General features: G+C 39.9%; 14 protein-coding genes. 4 read left to right on the forward strand and 10 right to left on the reverse strand.

The genetic code is table 11. The annotated features are described in order from the left end of the window. Positions 1 to 503 precede the first annotated feature (503 nt). Positions 504 to 5,921: an AAA family ATPase gene (locus tag WKK05_RS25880; RefSeq protein ID WP_341525910.1), complete on the reverse strand. Its 5,418-nt coding sequence runs from the start codon at positions 5,919 to 5,921 to the stop codon at positions 504 to 506. 500 nt (positions 5,922 to 6,421) lie between these two features. Here WKK05_RS25880 and WKK05_RS25885 point away from each other — a divergent pair, with 500 nt between their 5' ends. Next, the gene (locus tag WKK05_RS25885) at positions 6,422 to 6,901 is read left to right on the forward strand and encodes a hypothetical protein (RefSeq protein WP_341525911.1); all 480 of its coding nucleotides are present in this window, start codon (positions 6,422 to 6,424) and stop codon (positions 6,899 to 6,901) included. 137 nt (positions 6,902 to 7,038) lie between these two features. Here the strand turns inward: WKK05_RS25885 and WKK05_RS25890 are convergent, their stop codons facing one another. After that, positions 7,039 to 8,700, reverse strand: a complete 1,662-nt coding sequence (locus tag WKK05_RS25890; RefSeq protein WP_341525912.1) for an alpha/beta hydrolase — start codon at positions 8,698 to 8,700, stop codon at positions 7,039 to 7,041. 292 nt (positions 8,701 to 8,992) lie between these two features. On the opposite strand from WKK05_RS25890, the gene WKK05_RS25895 reads away from it, so the two are divergent. Further along, positions 8,993 to 9,199 carry a hypothetical protein gene (locus WKK05_RS25895; RefSeq protein ID WP_341525913.1) on the forward strand — a complete coding sequence of 69 codons (207 nt, stop codon included), beginning with the start codon at positions 8,993 to 8,995 and terminating at the stop codon, positions 9,197 to 9,199. A 54-nt stretch (positions 9,200 to 9,253) separates the two neighbouring features. Here the strand turns inward: WKK05_RS25895 and WKK05_RS25900 are convergent, their stop codons facing one another. The 5 genes from WKK05_RS25900 to WKK05_RS25920 form a co-directional block, all read right to left on the reverse strand. Then, positions 9,254 to 10,168, reverse strand: a complete 915-nt coding sequence (locus tag WKK05_RS25900; protein WP_341525914.1) for an ion channel — start codon at positions 10,166 to 10,168, stop codon at positions 9,254 to 9,256. 292 nt (positions 10,169 to 10,460) lie between these two features. Beyond that, entirely contained in the window at positions 10,461 to 11,357 is an 897-nt protein-coding gene (locus WKK05_RS25905) for a DUF2382 domain-containing protein (protein WP_341525915.1), read from the reverse strand. A gap of 256 nt (positions 11,358 to 11,613) precedes the next feature. Then, positions 11,614 to 12,519, reverse strand: a complete 906-nt coding sequence (locus tag WKK05_RS25910) for a DUF2382 domain-containing protein (RefSeq protein WP_341525916.1) — start codon at positions 12,517 to 12,519, stop codon at positions 11,614 to 11,616. A 296-nt stretch (positions 12,520 to 12,815) separates the two neighbouring features. Next, on the reverse strand, positions 12,816 to 13,658 hold the full coding sequence (locus WKK05_RS25915) for a DUF2382 domain-containing protein (RefSeq protein WP_341525917.1): 843 nt from the start codon (positions 13,656 to 13,658) through the stop codon (positions 12,816 to 12,818). Positions 13,659 to 13,870: 212 nt separating this feature from the next. Next, on the reverse strand, positions 13,871 to 15,823 hold the full coding sequence (locus WKK05_RS25920; RefSeq protein WP_341525918.1) for a transketolase: 1,953 nt from the start codon (positions 15,821 to 15,823) through the stop codon (positions 13,871 to 13,873). Positions 15,824 to 16,810: 987 nt separating this feature from the next. Between WKK05_RS25920 and WKK05_RS25925 the strand changes: the two genes are divergently transcribed. After that, positions 16,811 to 17,038, forward strand: coding sequence for a hypothetical protein (locus WKK05_RS25925; protein WP_341525919.1), 228 nt, complete (start codon positions 16,811 to 16,813; stop codon positions 17,036 to 17,038). Between the two features lie 87 nt (positions 17,039 to 17,125). Here the strand turns inward: WKK05_RS25925 and WKK05_RS25930 are convergent, their stop codons facing one another. Both WKK05_RS25930 and era read right to left on the reverse strand, forming a co-directional pair. Continuing rightward, the gene (locus WKK05_RS25930; RefSeq protein WP_341525920.1) at positions 17,126 to 17,803 is read right to left on the reverse strand and encodes a response regulator transcription factor; all 678 of its coding nucleotides are present in this window, start codon (positions 17,801 to 17,803) and stop codon (positions 17,126 to 17,128) included. 180 nt (positions 17,804 to 17,983) lie between these two features. Next, entirely contained in the window at positions 17,984 to 18,958 is a 975-nt protein-coding gene (gene era, locus WKK05_RS25935; protein ID WP_341525921.1) for a GTPase Era, read from the reverse strand. 284 nt (positions 18,959 to 19,242) lie between these two features. Between era and WKK05_RS25940 the strand changes: the two genes are divergently transcribed. Next, a complete protein-coding gene (locus WKK05_RS25940) occupies positions 19,243 to 20,325 on the forward strand; it encodes an ATP-dependent 6-phosphofructokinase (RefSeq protein ID WP_341531193.1) in 1,083 nt (360 codons plus the stop codon). Positions 20,326 to 20,498: 173 nt separating this feature from the next. Here the strand turns inward: WKK05_RS25940 and WKK05_RS25945 are convergent, their stop codons facing one another. Beyond that, the gene (locus WKK05_RS25945; RefSeq protein ID WP_341525922.1) at positions 20,499 to 21,629 is read right to left on the reverse strand and encodes a succinylglutamate desuccinylase/aspartoacylase family protein; all 1,131 of its coding nucleotides are present in this window, start codon (positions 21,627 to 21,629) and stop codon (positions 20,499 to 20,501) included. Positions 21,630 to 21,882 lie beyond the last annotated feature (253 nt).

Raw genomic sequence — 21,882 nt, forward strand, 5'->3', positions numbered from 1 at the left:
ATTTCTGGGTGAATCTGCAATTTTTCATCAATTTTCTATGCTTGGCAGAAATCTCTCACTTTTAATCTCAAAATTGAGACCTAACACAATTGGAGCAATGGATATAGCTCATAGATTTTATTTCTCCTAAATCCGAGCGTTCACCAGTGTCGCTACTAATACATACCCTAACAATTAAATCAAGCTATTGCAATGTTTCTTTAATCAGCATTGCTTAATACTTCTTAACGACTAGTATATATATAATAAAAATTTTGTTAAATAAGTTTTTATAAACACTTGAGGATAAATATCTCAATTTCCTGACAAATAGTAAAGTTGTAACTCTCAAGTCATAGCTGATACACAAAAAAGACATATGCTTCTTCAGGAAACATTCTGACTAAATTTTCGTCTAGAGTCACTGAATTCATTTAACAAACGTTCCCAGTGATGCTATTCTCAATTGGTTTATTGTTAATCAACAAGGTGCAAGTTGACAGAGGTAAAAACTAATATTATGTCTACATTGGAATCTGAATTATAAACTCCGTTCCTTCTCCTGGCGCTGAAATGCAGGTTAACTTACCTCCGTGGGTTTCCTCAACAATTTGGCGAGCAATAGATAAACCCAAACCTGTACCTCTTCCCACATCTTTTGTCGTGAACAAATGGTCAAATATTTGTGCTTTAACCGCTTGTGACATTCCTGAACCATTATCTTTAATACCAATGATTACAGCCTTTTCATCTGCTAAAACTTCAGTTCGAATGGTGATTTGATTGGGGTTAGCTTTGAGTTCATCAAAAGAATGCTTGAGACTTACCTCATCTAATATGTCAATAGCATTGGCGATAATATTCATAAATACTTGGTTGAGTTGCCCAAGGAAACATTTAACAGGTGGTAGCTTACTATATTTTTGAATGACTTCAATTGCAGGACGTTGCTCGTTAGCTTTCAAACGATATTTGAGGATTAATAGCGTACTTTCAATACCTTCATGGATATTACAGGCAACTTTTTCTAGAGTATCAGCCCGTGAAAAAGTACGTAAGCTAGTACTAATATTACGAATGCGTCCGGTTCCCAATTTCATTGAGCTAATTAGCTTTGGTAAGTCTTGTGTGAGAAACTCTAAGTCAATTTCTTCGGCGTTTTCTTGAATAGCTGGTACAGGATTGGGGTAGTGTTGTTGATAGATTTTTAGGTGATGAATCAAATCTTTTACAAAATCTTCAGCATTATTAAGGCTTCCAGAAATGAAGCCAAGGGGATTGTTAATTTCATGAGCAACCCCGGCGACTAAGTTACCCAAAGTAGCCATTTTTTCATTTTGTACAAGTTGTAATTGTGCTTGTTGGAGTTGTTGCAGATATCTTTCTAACTCAGAGGCTTTTTCTCGCTCTCTAGCTTCAGATTGCAGTAAGTTTTGATAAAGCTGGGCATTTTCTAAAGAGATAGCAGCTTGGACACATAATAAACGCAAAACTTCCACGCGATCGCTTGTAAATGCTCCTACCGTTAAATTATTTTCTAGATACAGTAGACCAATCAGTTTTCCTTGGTTAAGGATGGGAGTACATAAAATACTTTTAGGTTGGTGACGGATAATATAAGAATCAGCAGCAAAAGCAGGCTGTAATTTTCCATCGTCAAATACTAAAGTTGTGCGCGTGCGATATACATAGTTGATCAAGGTGATTGGAATATCCTGACTTTGCTCAACAGGTATAGACTCTAAAATAGTTTCTTCCCCAAATACGGCCATTGCTTCTATAAACAAAGCGTCATTTTTAAGTAAAATGAGCTTACATTTTTCAGAGCCTGCATTTTCCATTACAACTTGCATCAATATGGAAAGTAGCTTATCTAATTTAATTTCACTAGTAAAAGCTTGCGAAGCTTTCATAACTGTCACTAAATCTAAAGCTGCTGAAACGCTGCTACTAGTAGAAATATGAGTTGTGAGGGTTGTGCTGTAGTTAAAAACAGGATTAGAAACAATATTTTTTGATTTAATTATCGGAGCCAGTAATTCTGGGTAGCGTGTTTCTAAATCATCCAGTTTAGCTAATGCTCCCCAACGGACATAACAGTAATAAGCTTCAGTTAGGTAGACTTGGGCAATCTTTTCTTTGCCCCATCCTAGATAGAATTTAGCAGCAAGTTCATTAGCAAGGGCTTCTTCTTGGATATATTCATTTTTTTTAGCTCCTGAAATCGCGCGATCGTAAAATTCTATTGCTTCAACATATTCACCAATAACACGACAACGTTCTGCCTCAACCAATTGAAACTTATGTAAGAAATTCATCGGAGCATGATGCGACCAATTCTGCATTTTTTCCTGATTGGCTTCCACCCGTTTCAAGATATCTATTTGTTCGTTATGGGAGACATTAGCATATAATATTAGTTGAATTAAAGAATCATAAAAATAGAATATAGGAACAGCAAAATTTCCTACAGCATTTTGTAAAAAGTTATGTGCTTTCTCTGCATGATCAAAAGCTTGTATGTAATCTGCAAACAGATAATATAGAATCTGTTTATTGATATAGAAGTAATAAATCATGCTATGATCATTCCGCTCTTGATGAAGTGGCAGCATGATTTCTTCATTGTAAGCATCACCAATTAAACTACAAGGATTTTGAGTTTTTGAGAGTAGGTTAAGTACTACCTGCTGAAAGAGTTGAATTCTATGTAAAGATGGTTCTTGCTGAAGTTGCGCGACTCCCTGACTATAAGTTGCCATTTCCTCTGCTAAAGCAGACAGTTCTTGACCACTAAAATATGAATAAGACAAATAAACGTGTGCATTATAAGATGCGTATTCTAAATCTCCTATTTCTAGTCCACTAGAGTAGCCTGTTTGCAAAGGAGACAAAGTTTCTCTAATATGCTGCTTACAATGATATAGAGTGCTGTAAATCGCCACACATACTTTAGCTGTGAATTCTTTAGCATTCAACTTCTCAAATAGTTTTAGACTTAGTTGACCTAACTGATAGCCGAATTCAATATCTCCAAGAACGCCACAAAGAATTACTCCATAACCAAAATATCCAAACAAAGAAGTAGCAGTATTGCCGTATTTTAGGGATAAATTAATCTGCTTGGCTAATATTAAGGGATAAAGTTCAGGCATTACCATATAAACAGGGGCGGCTATTGTTGTCATGATATTCATAGCAGCCAGTTTGTCCGGTTCAACCATTAATTGTAAATCTAGTAAATCTTCAATAGGTTGTTTTGTTAAAGCTAAATGTGTTTCTTGTAGTGCATGATTAATATCTACTGGTGTTGGCTGTGTGGGCAGTTCTTCTCCTAATAAATTTAGAATTTCTATTCCCATTTGTACAGCTTCACTCATTCTATTTTGGGCTACCTGAGACAAGATTCTGACTTCATAAGCCTTGACTTTATCTCGAAGCTGTTTACCATGTTGCAGTAATACCTGTAACCATTGCTCCATTTCCTCAAAATCACCATTGAGGTAGGCTAACTCGGCCATTTCTGAATGCAGTGTTAATGCCAACTCATACTGATTCTGCCAACTATCTACTGCCAAAAGTTTTATTGCTGTTGTTATATATTTGGTAGCAGCAACATAAGCAGTTGCAGATTTTGCTTTACGTCCAGCAATTAAATTTAATTGCGCGAGTTGCTCCCGTTCTATTTTAGAGCTAATTAAATATTTGCCAATATTCAAATGATTGACAATCTTGAAAATATTCTCTTTTAACTCTGATTCTGAAGCATTGCTCAAAAGCGACTGACCAATTTTGAGATGTGTTGATTGTTTTTCATTTTCGGGAATCAGTAGATAAGCTGCTTGCTGAACTCGGTCATGTAAAAATCTGTATGTAAATGTTAATTCTTTCCCAGTTGCTAGTTGCTCATAATTACTAACATTTGAATCATCTTGAAATAATTTGTAAACTTCACTTGTGGGAATGACCAGTCCTTCTTGGAGTGGCTCCCACAAATCTGCTGCTATCTCTGCTTCAGACTTGTGATAAATGATTGCCAATGTTGCCAAATCAAATTGGTTACCAATACAAGCAGCCAACTTCAACACTAACTTAGTTGCTTCTGAGAACTTTTGTAGTTGTAGCGCTATGAACTCTACTACATCATTGGTGATGGCTAAAGCTTTGACTTGAGAAATATCACATTGCCAATAGGCATTATTTAAATCAAAGGTTATTAGACCTTCTTCATATAGAGACTTGATAAATTGAGTCGTGAAGAAAGGATTACCTTGAGTTTTTTGATGGATTAGTTGGGTTAATGGCAGTGCTAGCTCTATGGGATAACTCAAAGTATCGATAATCAGCTGATTTAAATCAGATTGATTGAGGGGAGTCAGATTAATAGTATTTACTGTGATTTCAGCCTTACAGATTTCTGATAAGGTCAACATCAATGGATGTGCTGTTGAAACCTCATTATCTCGATATGCACCAATCATTAATAGATAGCTTGTATCAGCTTCACTCATTAGCAATTGCATTAACTTGAGTGAAGCCAAGTCTGCCCATTGCAAGTCATCGAGAAAGATTACTAAGGGATGCTTTTTGATCGTGAAAGCTTGGATAAACTTCTGCAATAATAGGTTGAAGCGATTTTGGGCAGCATTTCCCGACAGTTCAGTTGCAGGAGGCTGTTTACCAATAATCCACTCTAATTCGGGGATCACTTCAACAATTACCTGAGCATTCTCTCCCAACACAGATAGAATTTTGCTTTTCCACACCTCTAACTGAGCATTTGTTTCGCTTAAAAGTTGCTTCATCAAGTCTCGAAAGGCTTCTACAAATGCCGAGAACGGAATGTTGCGTTGAAACTGGTCAAATTTTCCTTTGATAAAATAACCGCGTTGTCGGACGATGGGTTTGTGAACTTCATTGACTACAGCAGTTTTGCCAATCCCCGAAAACCCTGCCACTAGGATTAATTCTTTTGCTCCAGCACTAACTCGTTCAAAGGAAGTGAGTAATGTTTCTACGTCTTTTTCACGACCATAAAGTTTTTCGGGAATCAGTAAGCGATCGCAACTATCCCGTTGTCCAATTTTGAAGGTGTCAATTTTTCCTGTTTCTTCCCACTGACGCAAGCACGTTTCTAGGTCGTACTTCAAGCCGTTAGCACTCTGATAGCGGTCTTCAGCATTTTTCGCCATCAGTTTATCAATAATTTCACAGATAACTGGCGGAACGAAAGGATTTAAACTGTGAATTTTCTGGGGTTGTTTAGCAATATGACAATGCACTAACTCCATTGAGTCAGTACTAGTGAAGGGAAGTTTTCCAGTTAGTAGTTCGTAAAATGTGACACCCAAAGAATAAAAATCAGTGCGATAGTCAACTAAACGGTTCATCCGTCCAGTTTGTTCTGGGGAGAGATAAGCAAGAGTTCCTTCTAAGACATTGGGACTAGTAATTACCTGTGTTTCTTTTGGTAACAAAGAGGCAATGCTAAAGTCGATAAGTTTAACTTCTCTGGTAGTCGGGTTAATCAGGATGTTTGCAGGTTTAATGTCTTTGTGAATTACGCGGTGGCGATATAATCCTTCTAGGGTGGTGACAACTTGAATGGCAATCAAAAGAAATTCCCGAAATCCATTGACAGTATCCCTTTTTGTTTCCATCTTTTCTTTAAGGGAGATACCGCCAAAATCTTCCATCACTAAGGCATAACTATTCTGATAATTTTCTAGACTGTAGGTTTCAATGATCCCAGGAAGGTGAAGATTTTTAGCAATGGTGTACTGATTGCGGAACTGGACTAGTTCATTAAAACTAGGGAACTCACTCCGCAGCAGTTTAATCACAACGGGTTTTTGGTCTTTTTCTCTTATTCCGCGATACACAAGAGTTCTGCGACCATAATAGATTTGTCCAAGGATTTGATAACCAGTCAGTTTCACCATAACCACTAACACCTGCACCCTTGTTTTCTGATTGCAGGATTATTATTCCCATTAGCTGTATCTAATTAACTCAATCGGCAAACTTGAGGTAAATGAGAAATAAATCTTATTAAAAGTTTCTAAAATCTCTAATTCAAAAAGTGCCTCAAAAGGATGTCTCTTAAAGCTAATTATATTCGCAGTTACTTCTTAGGTATCCTCTAATATCAATTCACAAAAATCTTAATAGATATAGATCAATTATAAAAATGCCGCAATGCCTTGTCTCTACAAAGGTATTTGTATCATTCATAAAATGAAATAGTATAAGGTCAATCCAAAATATTAAATTCAAAATATAAATTGATTGACATACTTAGTACACAGCGTTGACATATACCTAAGTTAATATTTTGGCTAAAGAGTTTATATAAGTAGATTCATTAAATAAAGTCTGCTTATATTAATTCTTAAGAATCCAATTTAGTAACGAAGTTTTGTCAAATGAGGAGTTTTCTAAAATGAATCAGCTTTTTTCTAAAAGTTTATTAGGCTTTGCAAGTATCTCATTTTTAGTTTGTTCCTCGCAATCAACAATGGCACTTGTGCCGAATAACGTCGCTGTTATCCTCAACAGTGGCTCAACGAACACTATTGGTTACCGCATCTATATATCGCCAACGGGAGAAGCTAATTATGTAGATGGAAAAGGGTCTGGAAAAGGTAAACTTTCAGAAAGAATAACTAAAAAGTTTTTCCGTGACCTGAAAGCTTCTGAACCATTATCAAGTTTACCAGTACAGCAATCTTGCGTAAAATCTACTTCTTTTGGTACTACTACTACAGTGAGTTTAGGTGATCAGCGATCGCCTGATATTAGCTGCCCTGGCAATGCTAAAACTCAGCGCCTAGATAAGGATGTTCTTGCAATTATCAAAGTACTAAAAGTGGAAAATATTCCTAAGAGTCAAGGCAAACCCCTACCGCCCCAGAATTTTTAGGTAGTTTTTATTTCAAGCAGAAGGCAGAAGGCAAAAAACAGGAGGAAAGATTAGTTTCCCCTTGCCTCCTGCCCCCTGCTCCACCTCGGCTACTTCGGCTGCGCTCAGCACAAGTACGCTCGGCGACCACCTGCCCCCTATTTAGCTGCTTGTGGTATTGGCTCATCCCAGACTTGATTGAACTGAGCTGTTGTCAACGACTGTAAAATACTCAGGTTGAGCGGAGCTTTACTAATATATTGAGCGTAGGATGGCTGCAAATAAGAGCGGTATTCGGAACGGTTGAGAAGATGGGTTTCTAAGAATGCCACGCTTAGGGCATTGAGATAGGAATATGCAGGAGTAGCATTGGGGCCAAGTAAAGCGGGTGGTACAGGTAAAGCACCATTGTCTGATGGAGATTCCTCAATAGCAGTAAAGTGGGTAGCGTTTTCAATCAAGACTAAATACTTGTTGGAATTTGAAAGCCAAGTAAAGGGGCGAATTTGTTCCGGTACGGTTGGAGCGACAATATCTTGACTACCTGAAACTAACATTACAGGAAGTTTAATTTGACTAATGCCACTTTCGCCAAAAACAGAACTGTCAACAGGATTAATCGCTATGACACTTTTAATGCGATCGTCTTTGAGTCCGTAATTTTCTTGGGTTAACTCGGTTGCTTGACACTGTAAAAGCAGTGATAAATTAAGTGAATTGTTGGGATAACAGTCCCGGAAAAGTTGGCTAAAGTTAATCTTTGCTCCTGCTAAAGCCAAAACGGTATAACCACCGAACGACTGACCGATCGCACCGACTTGCTGGAAATTGAGTTTACCTTTGAGGGTAGGATCAATGTTGTCTAGACGCTGAAGTTCATTGAGGAGAAACTTAATATCTAAAGGTCGGTTGATAAATTCCCTAGGTTCTGGCGGTTCTGCTAAACCTGCAAAATATTGCTGAAAGCGTTCGGCATTGCTACCAGGGTGTTCTAGTACAACAACAGCAAAACCATAGGATGCTAGATGTTTAGCTAAGTAGACAAAGCTATAACGGTCTGAGCCGATGCCATGAGAAATCACAACTAGGGGAAAAGGCGGCGAAGAGGTATTTTCCTGGCTTTGAGGAGCTGCTTCAGGTAAATATATATCTATTGGTAGACGACGATTGCGAGAAATGTCGTTTAACTCTAGGCTTTTTTTCTGCCAACGGAATTTCCCAGGCGATCGCAAATCTAGCTGTTTGGCAAAGTTAACGTTGTAATTAGCTGCTTGGGCAGTCGATTTTTTTTGAATAAAAGCCACAACCTCATCTCTTTTTTTGAGCAATTGCGACAAATCATCAACTATCTTTAAACCCTCTGTGAAATTCACCCGCACAGTATCGGTGGGAAACTTACGCAGTAAATTCACAACTGTTAAGCCATCTTTATCGGCAGCAGCCAAAATCAAAGCAGCACGTATGGCATAGAAACCGTTTTTTCGCGAGCCAGTGAGGAGTAATGTTCCTAGACGTTGCATCACCTGTTCGCCTACAGGTGAGTAGGTAACCTGAGACACCAAGGTAGGAGTGACATTGAACCGCTGCTGGAGTAAATCCCGTAGTTGAGCGAGTTGTTCGGGAGTAGCACGGCTAGCATAAAAGGAAAAGTCTTCATCGATTTTGCCTTCTTTGGCAAACTTTTCCAGCGAGTTAACTGATAAAGAAAATTCTCCAAAGGGAGGGTAATAAAAGCTGATGCGATCGGCCCCTAGTCCGGGAGTTGCAGTCAAAACAGTAGATAGCAGACCTAAACTCAGGTATTTCAGAAATCTTTTCATTAGCACACCTGCTCCCGCTATTTAACCCTACCCTTCAACTTTAGGCGAGGAGGAAAGCGGAGCGGGATTTACACTACTTTCCTATTTACTTTGGTTATATCTATAAAATCGGCTATAAGCACAATAAAGCAAGTACTTGCACTCATAATCTAGCATTTACGTAATAAATCGCGCTAGAAGTGGAAGGAGATTATAGAAATTACTCGCTTCTGTCTCCTTGCACCAGTAGCAAATTTTTTAGCAAAATTATCTTAGGAGCGCGATAATTAAAGTAGAGATCAAAGTACTTTATATGTCCTTCGCTTCCTGTGCCTGTTGTGCTGTTGTTCTTAATCAACAACAGGAGCAAAACATTTCTCACCAAAACCAGTGCCAAGACATCTCAGTAAACCATAGCAAGAGTGCGGCTAAAAGTTGCACTGTGGTTAAGAATGGCCGGGTGGTCGTTAAACCGCTAGAACCAGAAGTGTCTAATGAGACTTCTAATACCCCAGAGTAGTTTTAACTCTAATTTTGAGGTATCGGTAATATCGGCTGTAAAATTATCCATTGCCTAATCTAAGGGCAAAATATCGTGGAAGTGGCTGTAGTCAATGTAGCGATGCCCTTCATTTGTGTAGTGCATAATATCAACAAACCGATAGTTCCATAGAATTTCATCAGCACTATAGCTATGACGAGCATGAACAACCTGTGCAACTGTTTCATCAATGCCACTTAGCGAGATCACAATAGTGGTATTTGTCTGGGTTAACGATTCAGGTGTCATCCCATACAAAGGACTATATTCATCAATGGGATGCATGGCTACCCAGGTTAATACAAAGCTAGGTGTTTGACTCCTCAAAAGTCTCAGGTCATGGAAGCGACGCAGGAACAGTCCTTCTAAGCTCACTTCGTCACGCATCAAGTACACGCGCATCTGTGCTTCTAATACTTGGTTGCGACGTTGGTTAGCTGCACGAAACATCAGGGTTGGCACTCCCTCATGAGGTGTAATTACTGCTACACGGCTAAACATCACACGGGCGGTCGGTCGGGAGAACCTAGCAAATGCTAATCCTGTCATTACTGCAATTCCCACCAAACCTGCCATCGCTTCAACCGTGACAATAGTATTGGCATAGGTTGTTTTAGGATACATTGCACCATAGCCAATGGATGCCAAAGTTTGCACACTGAAGAAAAAGGCATCTAAAAAATCGCCTGGTCGAGCATTTTCGATGCAGTCTCCTCCTGCTAAGTAAGCTAAGGCAAACAGAGCATTAGTTGCTACATACAAAAGAGCTATGAGTGCCAGAAAGCCAGCCCAAGGAAGCGTTAGCAGCAGATGGTAAGGATCACGCCAGTAGGAATACCACACACCCAGACCCAGAATTTCAAATTGTCCATTCTGTAACTTAATATGAACTAGCGGGATCAAAAACTCTCGTTGCTTCTGTAAAAGTCTCTTCAGTCGAAATTTCATCGGGAGTGGCCAAAAGAACGGCAACTGTTTAGTATTTTAAATCTGACAGATCAGGTTTTTATAGTAAATTGCCCTCGAATCGTTCTTGAGGCTAAGCAGGGGTCATAACTTAATAGTATAGGGAATTGTACCTGCATTAAATACATGAGTAGGGTAACACAGCCCTAGCGAATGGTATTCACGGTTCATAATTGCAAGCAAACTTAGCCTACCTATGTAAGCTTATCAGTAGTAATCAAAAAATATAGGGTGGACAAATGCCCACCCTATTACTAATTCATTTGCTAGAAGCTTATTTCTCTGGCTTAGGGGTTTGACCTTTAGAACAGCGGTCAAACCACTCCTGGTATCTTTTCTGCTGTGATTCATCCTCAACAGTAATCGTCACTCGCACCTGCTTGCATCCATGATTACGTTCTAGGGCGATCGCATTCAATAATAAGCTAGCTATTTTAGGTGAACTAAATTCACCGTTCACTGTTAAACTACCAGCAAAATTTGTCAATTGAAGCCTTTCCGATTCAGTCAACTCAATCCCAGAAATTTCGCCTTGTCCTAAATCAATTTCTGCAAGTTGCTTGTGTTCTGGGCTGACTTGTTCCACAATCAGTTTTTCACGCCGGACAGGAACTTCTACCATCCGGGTTTCGATTTCTTTGCGAACAATAACTTCACCAACTCTTCGCTTTTTATTATCAATTAGTAGTCGTTCTTCTAATAAACGAATAATCTTTTCTTCACCTACATCTTCTGAAAGCTCAACTGAGCTATTTGTAATTTGACCATTAGTTGGTAGCTCAGTTGAGTTCATTGATAGGTTTTGGTCGCCTGGTGTTGCTGTTTCTGAATATTCAGGCATATACTCTATTTCTGATTGGTCTATTTCTATGAAAACAGATTTAGCCGACTTGTCAATTTTTTTTATTTTCTGGCTTTGTAATAGGAGTAAAGGAGATTTGCCTGTGAAATTTCTCTGCTCTGCAACTTGCAGGTTTGCTTTTTTAGATATAACTAAGTTTAGCTGACCACTAGCATCCACAATTAAATCTTGAACTTCGCCTACTAATCGGCCTTGCCTATCGAATACAACAAAATACTTTACTTTTGTCCGCAAGTTTTCTAGTAAAGCTCTAGTGCGCTCCGTGGAGTTTGTCTGTTTAATGTTTTTTGCCATCACTTGGCTATTCATAATGCTAAAAAATTATTTCTGAACTGTTTTCTACTCAACTAAGAGTATTTATAAAAGTAACTAAAGTAACTAAAAAACTTGATTAATTTTTACTTATTAGAATCGAACTTAAAGCGCTAACTTTATAGATAGCTTAATTAATTTGTTCTTAATAAAACTCACTATTAAGTACAGGCAAAGCTCATGAAACAGCTTCACCTGCACTTTACCACGAATTAGTAATTAGTTATTAACTAATTACTAATGTTTATGCTGATTAGCGCTCTTCAATAGGAAGACCAGGAGCATTTATGTCTAACTCTTCGCGACGTATTGTTTCTTTAGCCTCAACTGTGTCTTGGTCTACGACTTTTCTCACATTTACTTCTTCACGCACAAATGCTTCTTTGCGAATATCAGCTGTTTCTTCATGAATTTCTATACGAGCAACTTCGCCTTCACGAAAGTTAGCTTCGCCTGGAGTAACAGCAGTACCAGCATCTACTGGTGTTGTACGCTCAATTACAACTCGCTCTCTTTCTACAGGTACTGTAACCCGCGCAGTTTCAGTTTCAACGTGCTTGCCAACTGCGACTTCTCCAGTTTTTTGACGTCTTTTATTAGCTACTAGCCGTTCTTCATATAATCTCAGGGTTTGATGATTTTGTTCATTTAACCCGAACAAAGAAGGCTCATGGTCGTATCTGTAGCTATCACGATTGTAGGTAGGTGCAGGGGTGGGCTGATAGGCTGTACCTATTGCTGGACTATCCACAGGTGTTGCGGTATCTAACGGTAATGATGCATCTGTAGTTCTGTAGTCTCTGGGTTGACGATATACTCCACGCACCCGTTCTTCGTAGTCATAGTCTAGCGCTAGGCGTTCATTGAACTCAGGTAAATCTTCAGCTTGCTCTCTGGTCAAGCCTACAACATAAACGCGATCGACGTTATAGTCAACGCGTGAACGACCAATTGGTAGCAAGACTTTCTTGCCAAAAATCCAGAAGCCTAAGTCAACAACTAGATAGCGGAAATGACCTTCATCATCAACTAAAACATCACTGACGCTGCCAATTTTTTCGTCAGAGCCTTCTGTATATACTCCAAGCCCTTTGATATCGTGACCTTCAAAAGTATCTTTGTAATTAGGTTCAAAATCGCCAAGTTTGTAAAGAGCCATTATATTCGTCCTCAAAGGTTTTTTCTTCTATCTCCTATTATTTAAATTAGACTTTTTATCCACTTTTTCACCTCTTTCTAGGGAATGAATTGACTCAGAAATAAAGCATCAAAAGTTATAGAGTTATAGGTATTTTATTTTTATAACTTCATAATCTATTTAAGATAGATTTTTGAAATACAATGCATTAGTACAATACTACTGCTCACATAAAAAGCACAGGCAGGGATAACAATTTTTCCTGCCTGCATTAGTTCCTCAGAGGAGCATATCCAACAATTTTCTAGACTAGCTAATTAAATAGCTTCATGTGTAGTTGTACCAGTTTCTCGTACACGTAAATCGCCGACTGTTCCTACATCTAACTCTTCTCGACGAATTGTGTCTTGTGCTTCTACCGTATCTTGTTCTACAACTTTCTTGACTCGCACTTCTTCGCGTACAAAAGCTTCTTTACGAATTTCTGGTGTTTCTTCGTACACTTCTATGCGTGCTACTTCTCCTTCTTGAAACTTAAGATCGTTAGGATCTACAAATGTTCCTGCTTCTGTTGGGGAAACACGCTCAATCACAACACGTTCTTTTTGGATAGGTACTGCAACCCGTGCAGTTTCTGTTTCAATATGTTTACCAACTGCTACTTCTCCAGTTTTAATGCGGTGTTTGTTGGCGATTAATCTTTCTTCATACAATCTGAAAGTTTGATGATATTGCTCATTCAAATCGTATAAAGCTGGCTCTTGCTGATAATTGTACGTCTCGCGATCATATTTCACATTGCTGGTTGGAGAGCGAAATACACTACGTATATTTTCTTCGTAATCATTATCTACGATCGTGTTTTCTTGATGATCAGGTAAACGTTCTATTTGCTCTTTGCTCAATCCATCGACATAGACGCGTCTCGCCTGATAATTGATATGAGAAAGGCCAATTGGTAGTAATATTTTTTTACTAACAGAATCTAGGCTTGTATCAATAACTAGGTAACGAAATTTACCGTCTTGGTCAACTAAAGCATCAGCAACTGAGCCTATCTTAATATCACCTTCAGTATAGACATCTAACGCTTTAACATCATCTCCGCCAAATGTTTCTCGATAGTTTGGGTCAAATTCTTCGAGTCTGTGAAGAGGCATAAACTTTCCCAGGTTAATTAGAATATCTATCTAATAGGGTAAAAATTATTATGCTGGTTTCCCTCCTGCTGGCGACTGAATTAACTTCAGTAGTGCTGAGTCCTGAGTACTGGGTTTTGAGTCGTGAGTAGTACAGCTAGGTTTGCCATTATTGTCATTGGTCAGTAGTTATTCTCCTCTTATCCCCTTGTCCCTTTGCTTGCCTACTCTCTCTATACAGATGCCCCCGCAGGCTGTCTAACTTGCGATTTCACTGCTTCAACAATGGCATTGGCGTCTATTTTGGCTACATGGAGTAGTTCTTCTGGCGTACCTGAACCCGGCATTTCGTGGACTGCAAGTTTAATAAGCTGTAGTTGTGGCCCATTGTAGATGGGAATACTGCTTGTACCAACAAAGGCATCAAGTACAGCTGCGCCTAATCCGCCTTCAAACCAGTGGTCTTCCACGACTACTAAGTTACCCCCGGTATCGCGTGCAGCTTGATGGAGTGTCTGCATATCAATGGGTTTGACTGAGTAAGCATCTATGACGCGCACCGTGAAGCCTTCGTTTTTCAGTTGCTCATAAGCTTTAAGAGCTTCATGCAGGGTAATACCAGCAGCAATTACAGTGGCTTGATCTCTCTCGGAATTGCGAACTACTTTACTCCCACCAATGGGAAACTCTTCATTAGAGCCATAAATTACTGGTGTGCTTTCTCGTGTGGTGCGGAGGTAGACAACGCCATCGCGATCGCTCATCTGCTCTACTAGTTTAGCGGTCTGATTGGCGTCACTGGGATATAATACTGTACTATTCCACACCGCCTGGAAGGCAGCTAAATCTTCCAGTGCCATCTGTGAGGGGCCATCCTGACCAATCGAAACCCCAGCATGAGAACCTACTAATTTAATATTGGCGCGAGAGATGGCAGCCATGCGTACAAAGTCGTAAGCTCTAGTTAAGAAGGCGGCGAAAGTGGAAGCAAAGGGTTTGTATTGTCGCACCTGCAAGCCTACCGCAGCTGCTACCATCTGCTGTTCAGCAATGTACATTTCAAAGTAGCGCTCAGGAAAGGCTTCGGCAAAGTCTTCGGCGTAAGTAGAATTGCTCACTTCTGCATCGAGGACAATGACATCAGGTTGAGCAGCACCCAATGCTTTGATGGCATCACCATATGCTCGACGGGTTGCAACTTTTGCACCTATCTCGTAAGTAGGTAGTTGCAAAGGTTGAACATTGCCTGTTGCAGCTGATGAGGCAGCGTGGTCTTGGGGGTTTCCCCCAGGAGCGACTGCCGAACCCCGAAGGGGTTGGCTTTGTTCTTCGGGTTTATCTACTTCGATGGTAATGTGGCGTTCACCGCCTAACTCTGCGATCGCTTGTTTTTCGTCGTCGGGTTTTAACGCTTTACCATGCCAACCACCTAAATCTTCTAGAGCAGCCACACCCTTGCCTTTCTTTGTCCGAGCAATAATTACTGTGGGGCGATTATTGATACTCAAAGCAGCGCTATAAGCTTGATCAATTTCTTGCAAATTGTGACCATCAATCTCAATCGCTTGCCAGCCAAAAGCTCTAGCACGATTTGCGTAGGCTTGTATGTTCCAACCGAGTTCAGTTTGACCACGCTGGCCTAATCGATTCACATCAATGATGGCAATTAAATTGTCTAAAGTATAATGTGCTGCATGATCAAAAGCTTCCCAGACTGACCCTTCAGCAGTTTCACTATCACCTAGTAGTACCCAGGTATGGTAGGGGAGTTGATCTAAATATTTACCTGCCAAAGCCACACCCACACCGATGGGTAATCCTTGTCCCAAGGAGCCAGTAGCTACATCAACCCAAGGTAAAACTGGTGTGGGATGACCTTCTAGACGGCTACCCAATTTCCGCAATGAAAGCAGCTCCTCATCAGTAATTACCCCCGCTGCTTTGTACATCGAATATAGCAATGGTGCAGCGTGTCCTTTAGAGAAAATCAGGCGATCATTATTGGGATTATCTGGATTGTCAAAGTCATAGCGGAGATATTTAGACAGTAAAACCGCCATTAAATCAGCCGCTGACATCGACGAAGTAGGATGACCCGAACCTGCGACGGTTGTAGCGCGAATACTATCTACACGCAACTGTTGTGCCAATTCTTGCCATCGTTGCAGTTGCTCTTGTGTGGTCATAGTTGTTTTCCTAAATAAAACTAAGGGTATTTATGATGGTTGGCTAATGTTTTGTAAAATCACTCTTGTTTTGGCTATCTTTGCTATTTTTGTGGAAGAATTTGCTAATATTACGTGAATTCGACGAGTGCTATGTTGACCTCTCCCCTAGCCCCTCTCCTACGAGGAGAGGGGAGTAAAATCATGATTTTTTCGTTGCTCCTACCTTTCCGCTTCGGAGAGGGAGGTTGGGAGGGAGAGGTTCATCGAACTCATGTTAATATTCAGAATTTCAAAGCAAAAATTATTTATTTTATGTTTGTTATTAAGTAAGTTGACATCACAAAACTGAAAATACTTTATAAATCGTAGTTTGTGCTTTAGCGCTCAAGCGCAACTACAAACTTTAATTTATTCATGTCTATCTACTTAGTAACAAATTGATTAAACCAAACCAGCAGGAGACATAAATCTAACTAACTTTGCTCAGAGATTGATTTCATACTTATTCTTCCTGAGATTACTTTAGAAAGAAGAAAGTAGAGTTGCTTCATTCTAATGGAATATCTACTTTTTCTTTCTAAAGGTATAGAAAATCATTAAAAATGGATACAATATTCTCTATAAAAGTTAAGTAAAAGCTAAAAAATAAGGTTTTTAAATGAAGCTTAAGTTGCTTGAATTAGAACCTATTTTGCAAAATAAAATGGAAGCTAAAGTGTGGGTAAAAAGATTTTCATGCTTGTTCTACCCTAATTAGCATCAGAGTATTGCACTTAGTGAATAAAACTTGTGAACGAGTCTTTGATACTGACCGATGAGCTTTATAGCTCGTGAGCAAGTATTAGAATTTCTAGGACAAAGGAAAGACTGCACATTTCAAAATTTAATTTACCTCTGATGATGAATAGAAGTTATCACTTACGATAGTTCTCATCACTGCTTTAGATGGGTGAGAGTAAATATACTCATGTCGGCGAAGGAAGTTTAAAGGGTGAGGTTCAATGCATGGAAGCGACAAGTGAATCTCAAACTGTCAACTCGTGCTGGTATACTCCATTACCATTAAACGAGTATGCAACTAGTCGAGTAACTGTCTACTATTACAGCGACAGTAGATGGGTTCCTATTAAATACTGTTCATTGGGAAAGGCTATTTTGCTCTACGAGCAGGCAAAGCTAGTGGGTAAAGAAATTTTGTTATTTCCCACTGATTTAGACCCCAACAATTTCTAATGCATCTTGAACTAAAACGTATTGTTCGCTTCTTAGGTTGTTAAATTTTTTCTAAGTCATGATTTATATAATTGCAACGTCTTTTAATCAAACTAAACCCGATCGCAATGCCACAACTGCTGCTTGTACGCGATCATCAACGGCGAGTTTATTCATAATTCCCCGGACATGAGTTTTGACAGTATTCGGACTAAGATAGAGCTTTTCGGCAATCTCTGGGTTGCTTAACCCATCCACCATTAATTTCAAAACTTCTAATTCGCGCCCAGATAGGTTAGCAGTATTGCCAGCGGGTGAGGGGGGTTTTAGATTATCAATGACTCGCCGAGCAATTTGAGGATCGAGATAAGCTGCACCATCAACTGCGGCCGCGATCGCATTTAACAGTCGTTCTACACTTGCACCTTTAATACAATATGCATCCGCACCGCTAGACAGGGCAGCAATAATTTCTGTTTCCGTTTGATGAGATGTCAGCATCACTACATGAGTGTCTGGCAAAGCTGCCTTAATCTGTTGTGTGGCGGCAATCCCATCGAGTCGCGGTAAGCCAATATCCATCACTACTACATCAGGTTTAAGTTGTAGTGCTGCTTGAACTCCCAAATAACCATCTTCCGCTTGCCCAACAATCTCTAAGTGTGGGTGAGCCATTAATGACTGTTCTAGTCCCAGTTGCATCATCGGATCGTCTTCGACAATCAACACCCGCAACGGAGGAGTATCGTTTGGCAGATTTAAGGAGTAGCTGGTATCTGGAGACATTTTTTAGGAGTCGGGAGTGGGAAAGTGGGAAGTGGAGGAGGAGATAAATCAATTCAAAATTCAAAATTCACTTAGGGAAAATTTATTCTGACTCCTGACTCTTGTAGAGACGCGATGAATCGCGTTTCTACTCTATGAATCTTGTACAGACGCGATTCATCGCGTCTCTTGACTAATTTTCTATTCTTCCACGCGATAGCCTAACTCTGCTAACCTGATGCGCGACTGTCGCCATTTTGGCTGGACTTTCACAAATAGTTCTAGGTAAACTTTGCCTGCGATTAGCTTTTGAATTTGTTCACGAGCTGCACTACCAATGGCTTTGAGCATTGAGCCACCTTTACCTATGAGTATGCCTTTTTGGGAATCGCGCTCGACGTTAATGGTAGCCAGTACACGGGTAATATTGGGAGTTTCTTCTACTTGGTCAATAGCGATCGCAACTGAATGGGGTACTTCTTCACGAGTTAATAGTAAAATTTGTTCTCGGATTAGTTCGCCCATAATAAAGCGCTCTGGCTGGTCTGTTACCAAGTCTGGGGGATAGTAGAATGGCCCAGTTTCTAAATGTTTAATTAATAATTGTTGAAGTTCTGGTAACCCTGTACCAGTCTTGGCAGAAAATTTCACGATTTCCCATTCATGGGACTCGGCCATCCAATTGTAACTATCATCTAAAAGCTGAGAATCTGACGGCTGTTGATCGGTTTTATTCACACCGACTATCAACGGTGTGTTGCTGTGACTGAGCAAATCAGCAATATAGCGATCGCCTGCACCACAAGCTACCGTTCCATCTACCACAAACAGCACCACATCAACTGATTCAATGGCAATTTTGGCATTTTGCACCAACACTTCCCCCAATTGATGATGAGGTTTATGAATTCCTGGGGTGTCTACAAAAATTAACTGTGCCTCTGGCGTCGTTAAAATACCCCGCAATCGGTTACGTGTCGTTTGTGCTACTGGTGATGTAATCGCAACTTTTTGTCCTACCAATTGATTCATCAAAGTAGATTTACCGACATTCGGGCGACCAATAATGCCGATAAAACCTGACTTAAACTCAGGAGGAGCCTGGGGGATTGTTACTTCTCCTGAAAAAGAGAAGATGTAATCATCAATACTAGTCACCTTTGGCTCCACCCTCATATTTTACAGTTGGGATAAGTTGATTTTCTCTGAGACGCAAAACAAACATAGAATTACCCTGGCTGGCATTTTTGAGTATTGCTTCTGCTGAGGTTTAATCTACTACTGTCTTTACACTCATATTTTACACCTGGGATAACTTGGTTTGGTTTTTAGATACAAAACCAACATAAAATTAGCTTTGGCATTTGTGGGTATCGCTTTTGCTGAAGTTTAATCTCTTAACCCCGGCTTAAGTTTAATCCACTACTCAATATATTTGGATCAAAATGTCAAAAAAAGACATGGGAGAACGTAAGCGCATTGGAATTCTTACCAGTGGAGGAGATTGTTCTGGCTTAAATGCTGTGATCAGGGCTGTAGTAAATTGTGCTGTGAGTACTTACGGCTGGGATGTTTTGGGAATTCGTCAAGCTACTGTAGGATTGATGGCGCGTCCACCACAATTTACAAAGTTGGAAATTGATCAAGTGGATTCGCTCCTGACTGCTGGTGGCACAATGTTGGGAACAACGAATAAAGGCGATCCCTTTGCTTTTCCGATGCCGGATGGAAGTGTATGCGATCGCTCCGAAGAAATTATTGCAGGTTACCATGAGCTAGGTTTAGACGCTTTGATTGGTATTGGCGGCGATGGTAGTTTGGCAATTCTCCGCCGTCTTGCACAACAAGGCGGAATTAACCTAGTTGGAATTCCCAAAACGATTGATAACGATATTGGTGTTACTGAACACGCGATAGGTTTTGATACGGCTGTGAATATCGCCACAGAAGCATTAGATCGGTTACATTTTACCGCTGCCAGTCATAGCCGAGTCATGATTTTAGAAGTCATGGGGCGTGATGCTGGACACATAGCTATAGCTGCGGGAATTGCTGGGGGAGCAAATGTAATTTTAATTCCAGAAATTCCTTACACAGTTGAGCATATTTGTCACAAAATCAAAGAACGCCAAGAGAAAGGCAAAAACTATTGTTTGATTATTGTTTCTGAAGCTGTTCGCACCCATGATGGCGAAAATGTCACGATTACAAATCGTTTAGGTCAATCTCGATACGGTGGAATTGGTGAATATTTAGCCGATAAAATTATTCAGCACATTGGTGTAGAAACGCGAGTTACTGTTTTAGGACACATTCAACGCGGTGGAACTGCTTCACCACTAGATAGATTAGTTGCAACTGCTTTTGGCGTTGCGGCGGTTAATCTCATTGCCGAGGGTAAATACGATCGCATGGTCACATGGCAAAATCGTCAAGTATTAAGTGTACCAATTGCCGAAGCGATCGCTCACTATAGCGCCGTCGATCCGAATGGCACTTTAGTAAAAACCGCTCGTGGCATGGGTATTTATTTAGGAGACTAAACTCAATACTGTTCGGTTAAGGCAAGAGACGCGATGAATCGCCGTCTCTACAATAATTAGTCTTTTGTAGAGACGGCGATTTATCGCGTCTTTGTGATGATTTAGGGAAAAAAATTTTCATGTTTAGTATGTGATGACAATTACATGAATATCTATGCCCAATGCCCCATCCCCTAACTCACAATCCCCAACACAAACTCACCTTCATTGACAGCATGATTGGTTGAAACATCATAAACCAATCCATGCTGTTGAGCGCAGACATCAATTACACTCGGTAATTGACTTTCTTTATTAAAACTGAGAATTTGATAGATTCTGTCTCCAGCTTTGACTGAACTACCTAATTCAATTCGAGATTGAATCATACCCCCAGCGATCGCATAATATTTTGTAATCTTACTTCTGGAGCTAAACTTCATTTTATGAGATTTAGTCTCCTCTACAGGAAAACCAGAAATCTGCAATACACCCTTTTGTGCTAAATAGTTTTTCACACCCCAGACACCTTTAGCAACTGAATCAGGATTAATCTGCATTCCTGCACCAAGTTCTAGTGTCCAAGCTTCGACATCAAATCTGATATCTCTACCCAACTCTTGAAAACAAGCTTCTAATGCTAACCAAGGTTTGATAAACGCTTCGTCAAAAGCATCGCCATCATATTTATCTAATAAAATTCCGTCATTGAACAAGAAGTATTTTGCACTGTCTTCTCGATTTCGGAAGTAAAAAAGGTAGTTTAACGCTTGATTTGTAGAACTATGTAAATCAATCAAATAGTCTGCATCTAAACTGAGACTTTGTAGTTTGTAACGAAATAGCTCAGTATAAGGTACACCCACAGAAGAATTAATTTTTTCTAAAATTTTGGCGAATTGTTGCTTAATTGTAGTTAGATAACTTTGTCGAACGACCTCTAGATCAATGTGAAGTTGAGATTTAGTAAAGGCTACTAAATCATCAGCTTCTTTCTCATAGTCCCAAAAAATGCGGTTCCAGTCTTTGGCTTCATAAACGCAGTATCTTCCAGGGGAGAAATGATGAGCGCGTTCATTCGTCCCCATTGGATTACAAACAGGAACCAGCCAAATTTCTCCCACTAAACTTGTAGCATTTAGTGTTAATAAAAATTCAATTAATTGGTGAATGACAGCATTACCAACAATTTCTGCACCGTGCAGATTTGATTGAATGTAAACCTTTTTACCGGGTTGAGCGCCAATGAATTTGTATACTTGTAAGTATAGGCGATCGCCCGAAGCCATTTGACGTAAAGCAATAGTTTCAATAATAGGAAGCATAAAACAATTCAGTAATGATTTGAGTAAATTATCGCTGTATCTATACTGAATTCAAACCCTAGCCCAATAGAATTTGCTGATTTACCAGAGTTTTACCCCACCCTAACCCTCCCCCCTTCGACAAGCTCAGGGCATCGCTTGGAAAGGGGAGGGAACTAGATTTTCCGGTTTCCCCCCTTTATAAGGGGAGCCACTGCGTTGCGGAGGTTCCCTCCGTTGAAGCAAGTGGCGTGGGATTAAGGAGGGTAATTCG

This window comes from Nostoc sp. UHCC 0302 (genome assembly GCF_038096175.1).
In the GTDB taxonomy this organism is placed as follows: domain Bacteria; phylum Cyanobacteriota; class Cyanobacteriia; order Cyanobacteriales; family Nostocaceae; genus UHCC-0302.

Bases quoted from the DNA above. Each gene is read 5' to 3' on its own strand.
- WKK05_RS25920 (WP_341525918.1), bottom strand. From the start codon at position 15,823: ATGACCACACAAGAGCAACTGCAACGATGGCAAGAATTGGCACAACAG.
- WKK05_RS25885 (WP_341525911.1), top strand. From the start codon at position 6,422: ATGAATCAGCTTTTTTCTAAAAGTTTATTAGGCTTTGCAAGTATCTCA.
- WKK05_RS25945 (WP_341525922.1), bottom strand. From the start codon at position 21,629: ATGCTTCCTATTATTGAAACTATTGCTTTACGTCAAATGGCTTCGGGC.
- era (WP_341525921.1), bottom strand. From the start codon at position 18,958: ATGAGGGTGGAGCCAAAGGTGACTAGTATTGATGATTACATCTTCTCT.
- WKK05_RS25905 (WP_341525915.1), bottom strand. From the start codon at position 11,357: ATGAATAGCCAAGTGATGGCAAAAAACATTAAACAGACAAACTCCACG.
- WKK05_RS25880 (WP_341525910.1), bottom strand. From the start codon at position 5,921: ATGGTGAAACTGACTGGTTATCAAATCCTTGGACAAATCTATTATGGT.
- WKK05_RS25900 (WP_341525914.1), bottom strand. From the start codon at position 10,168: ATGAAATTTCGACTGAAGAGACTTTTACAGAAGCAACGAGAGTTTTTG.
- WKK05_RS25895 (WP_341525913.1), top strand. From the start codon at position 8,993: ATGTCCTTCGCTTCCTGTGCCTGTTGTGCTGTTGTTCTTAATCAACAA.
- WKK05_RS25890 (WP_341525912.1), bottom strand. From the start codon at position 8,700: ATGAAAAGATTTCTGAAATACCTGAGTTTAGGTCTGCTATCTACTGTT.
- WKK05_RS25925 (WP_341525919.1), top strand. From the start codon at position 16,811: ATGGAAGCGACAAGTGAATCTCAAACTGTCAACTCGTGCTGGTATACT.
- WKK05_RS25940 (WP_341531193.1), top strand. From the start codon at position 19,243: ATGGGAGAACGTAAGCGCATTGGAATTCTTACCAGTGGAGGAGATTGT.
- WKK05_RS25910 (WP_341525916.1), bottom strand. From the start codon at position 12,519: ATGGCTCTTTACAAACTTGGCGATTTTGAACCTAATTACAAAGATACT.
- WKK05_RS25915 (WP_341525917.1), bottom strand. From the start codon at position 13,658: ATGCCTCTTCACAGACTCGAAGAATTTGACCCAAACTATCGAGAAACA.
- WKK05_RS25930 (WP_341525920.1), bottom strand. From the start codon at position 17,803: ATGTCTCCAGATACCAGCTACTCCTTAAATCTGCCAAACGATACTCCT.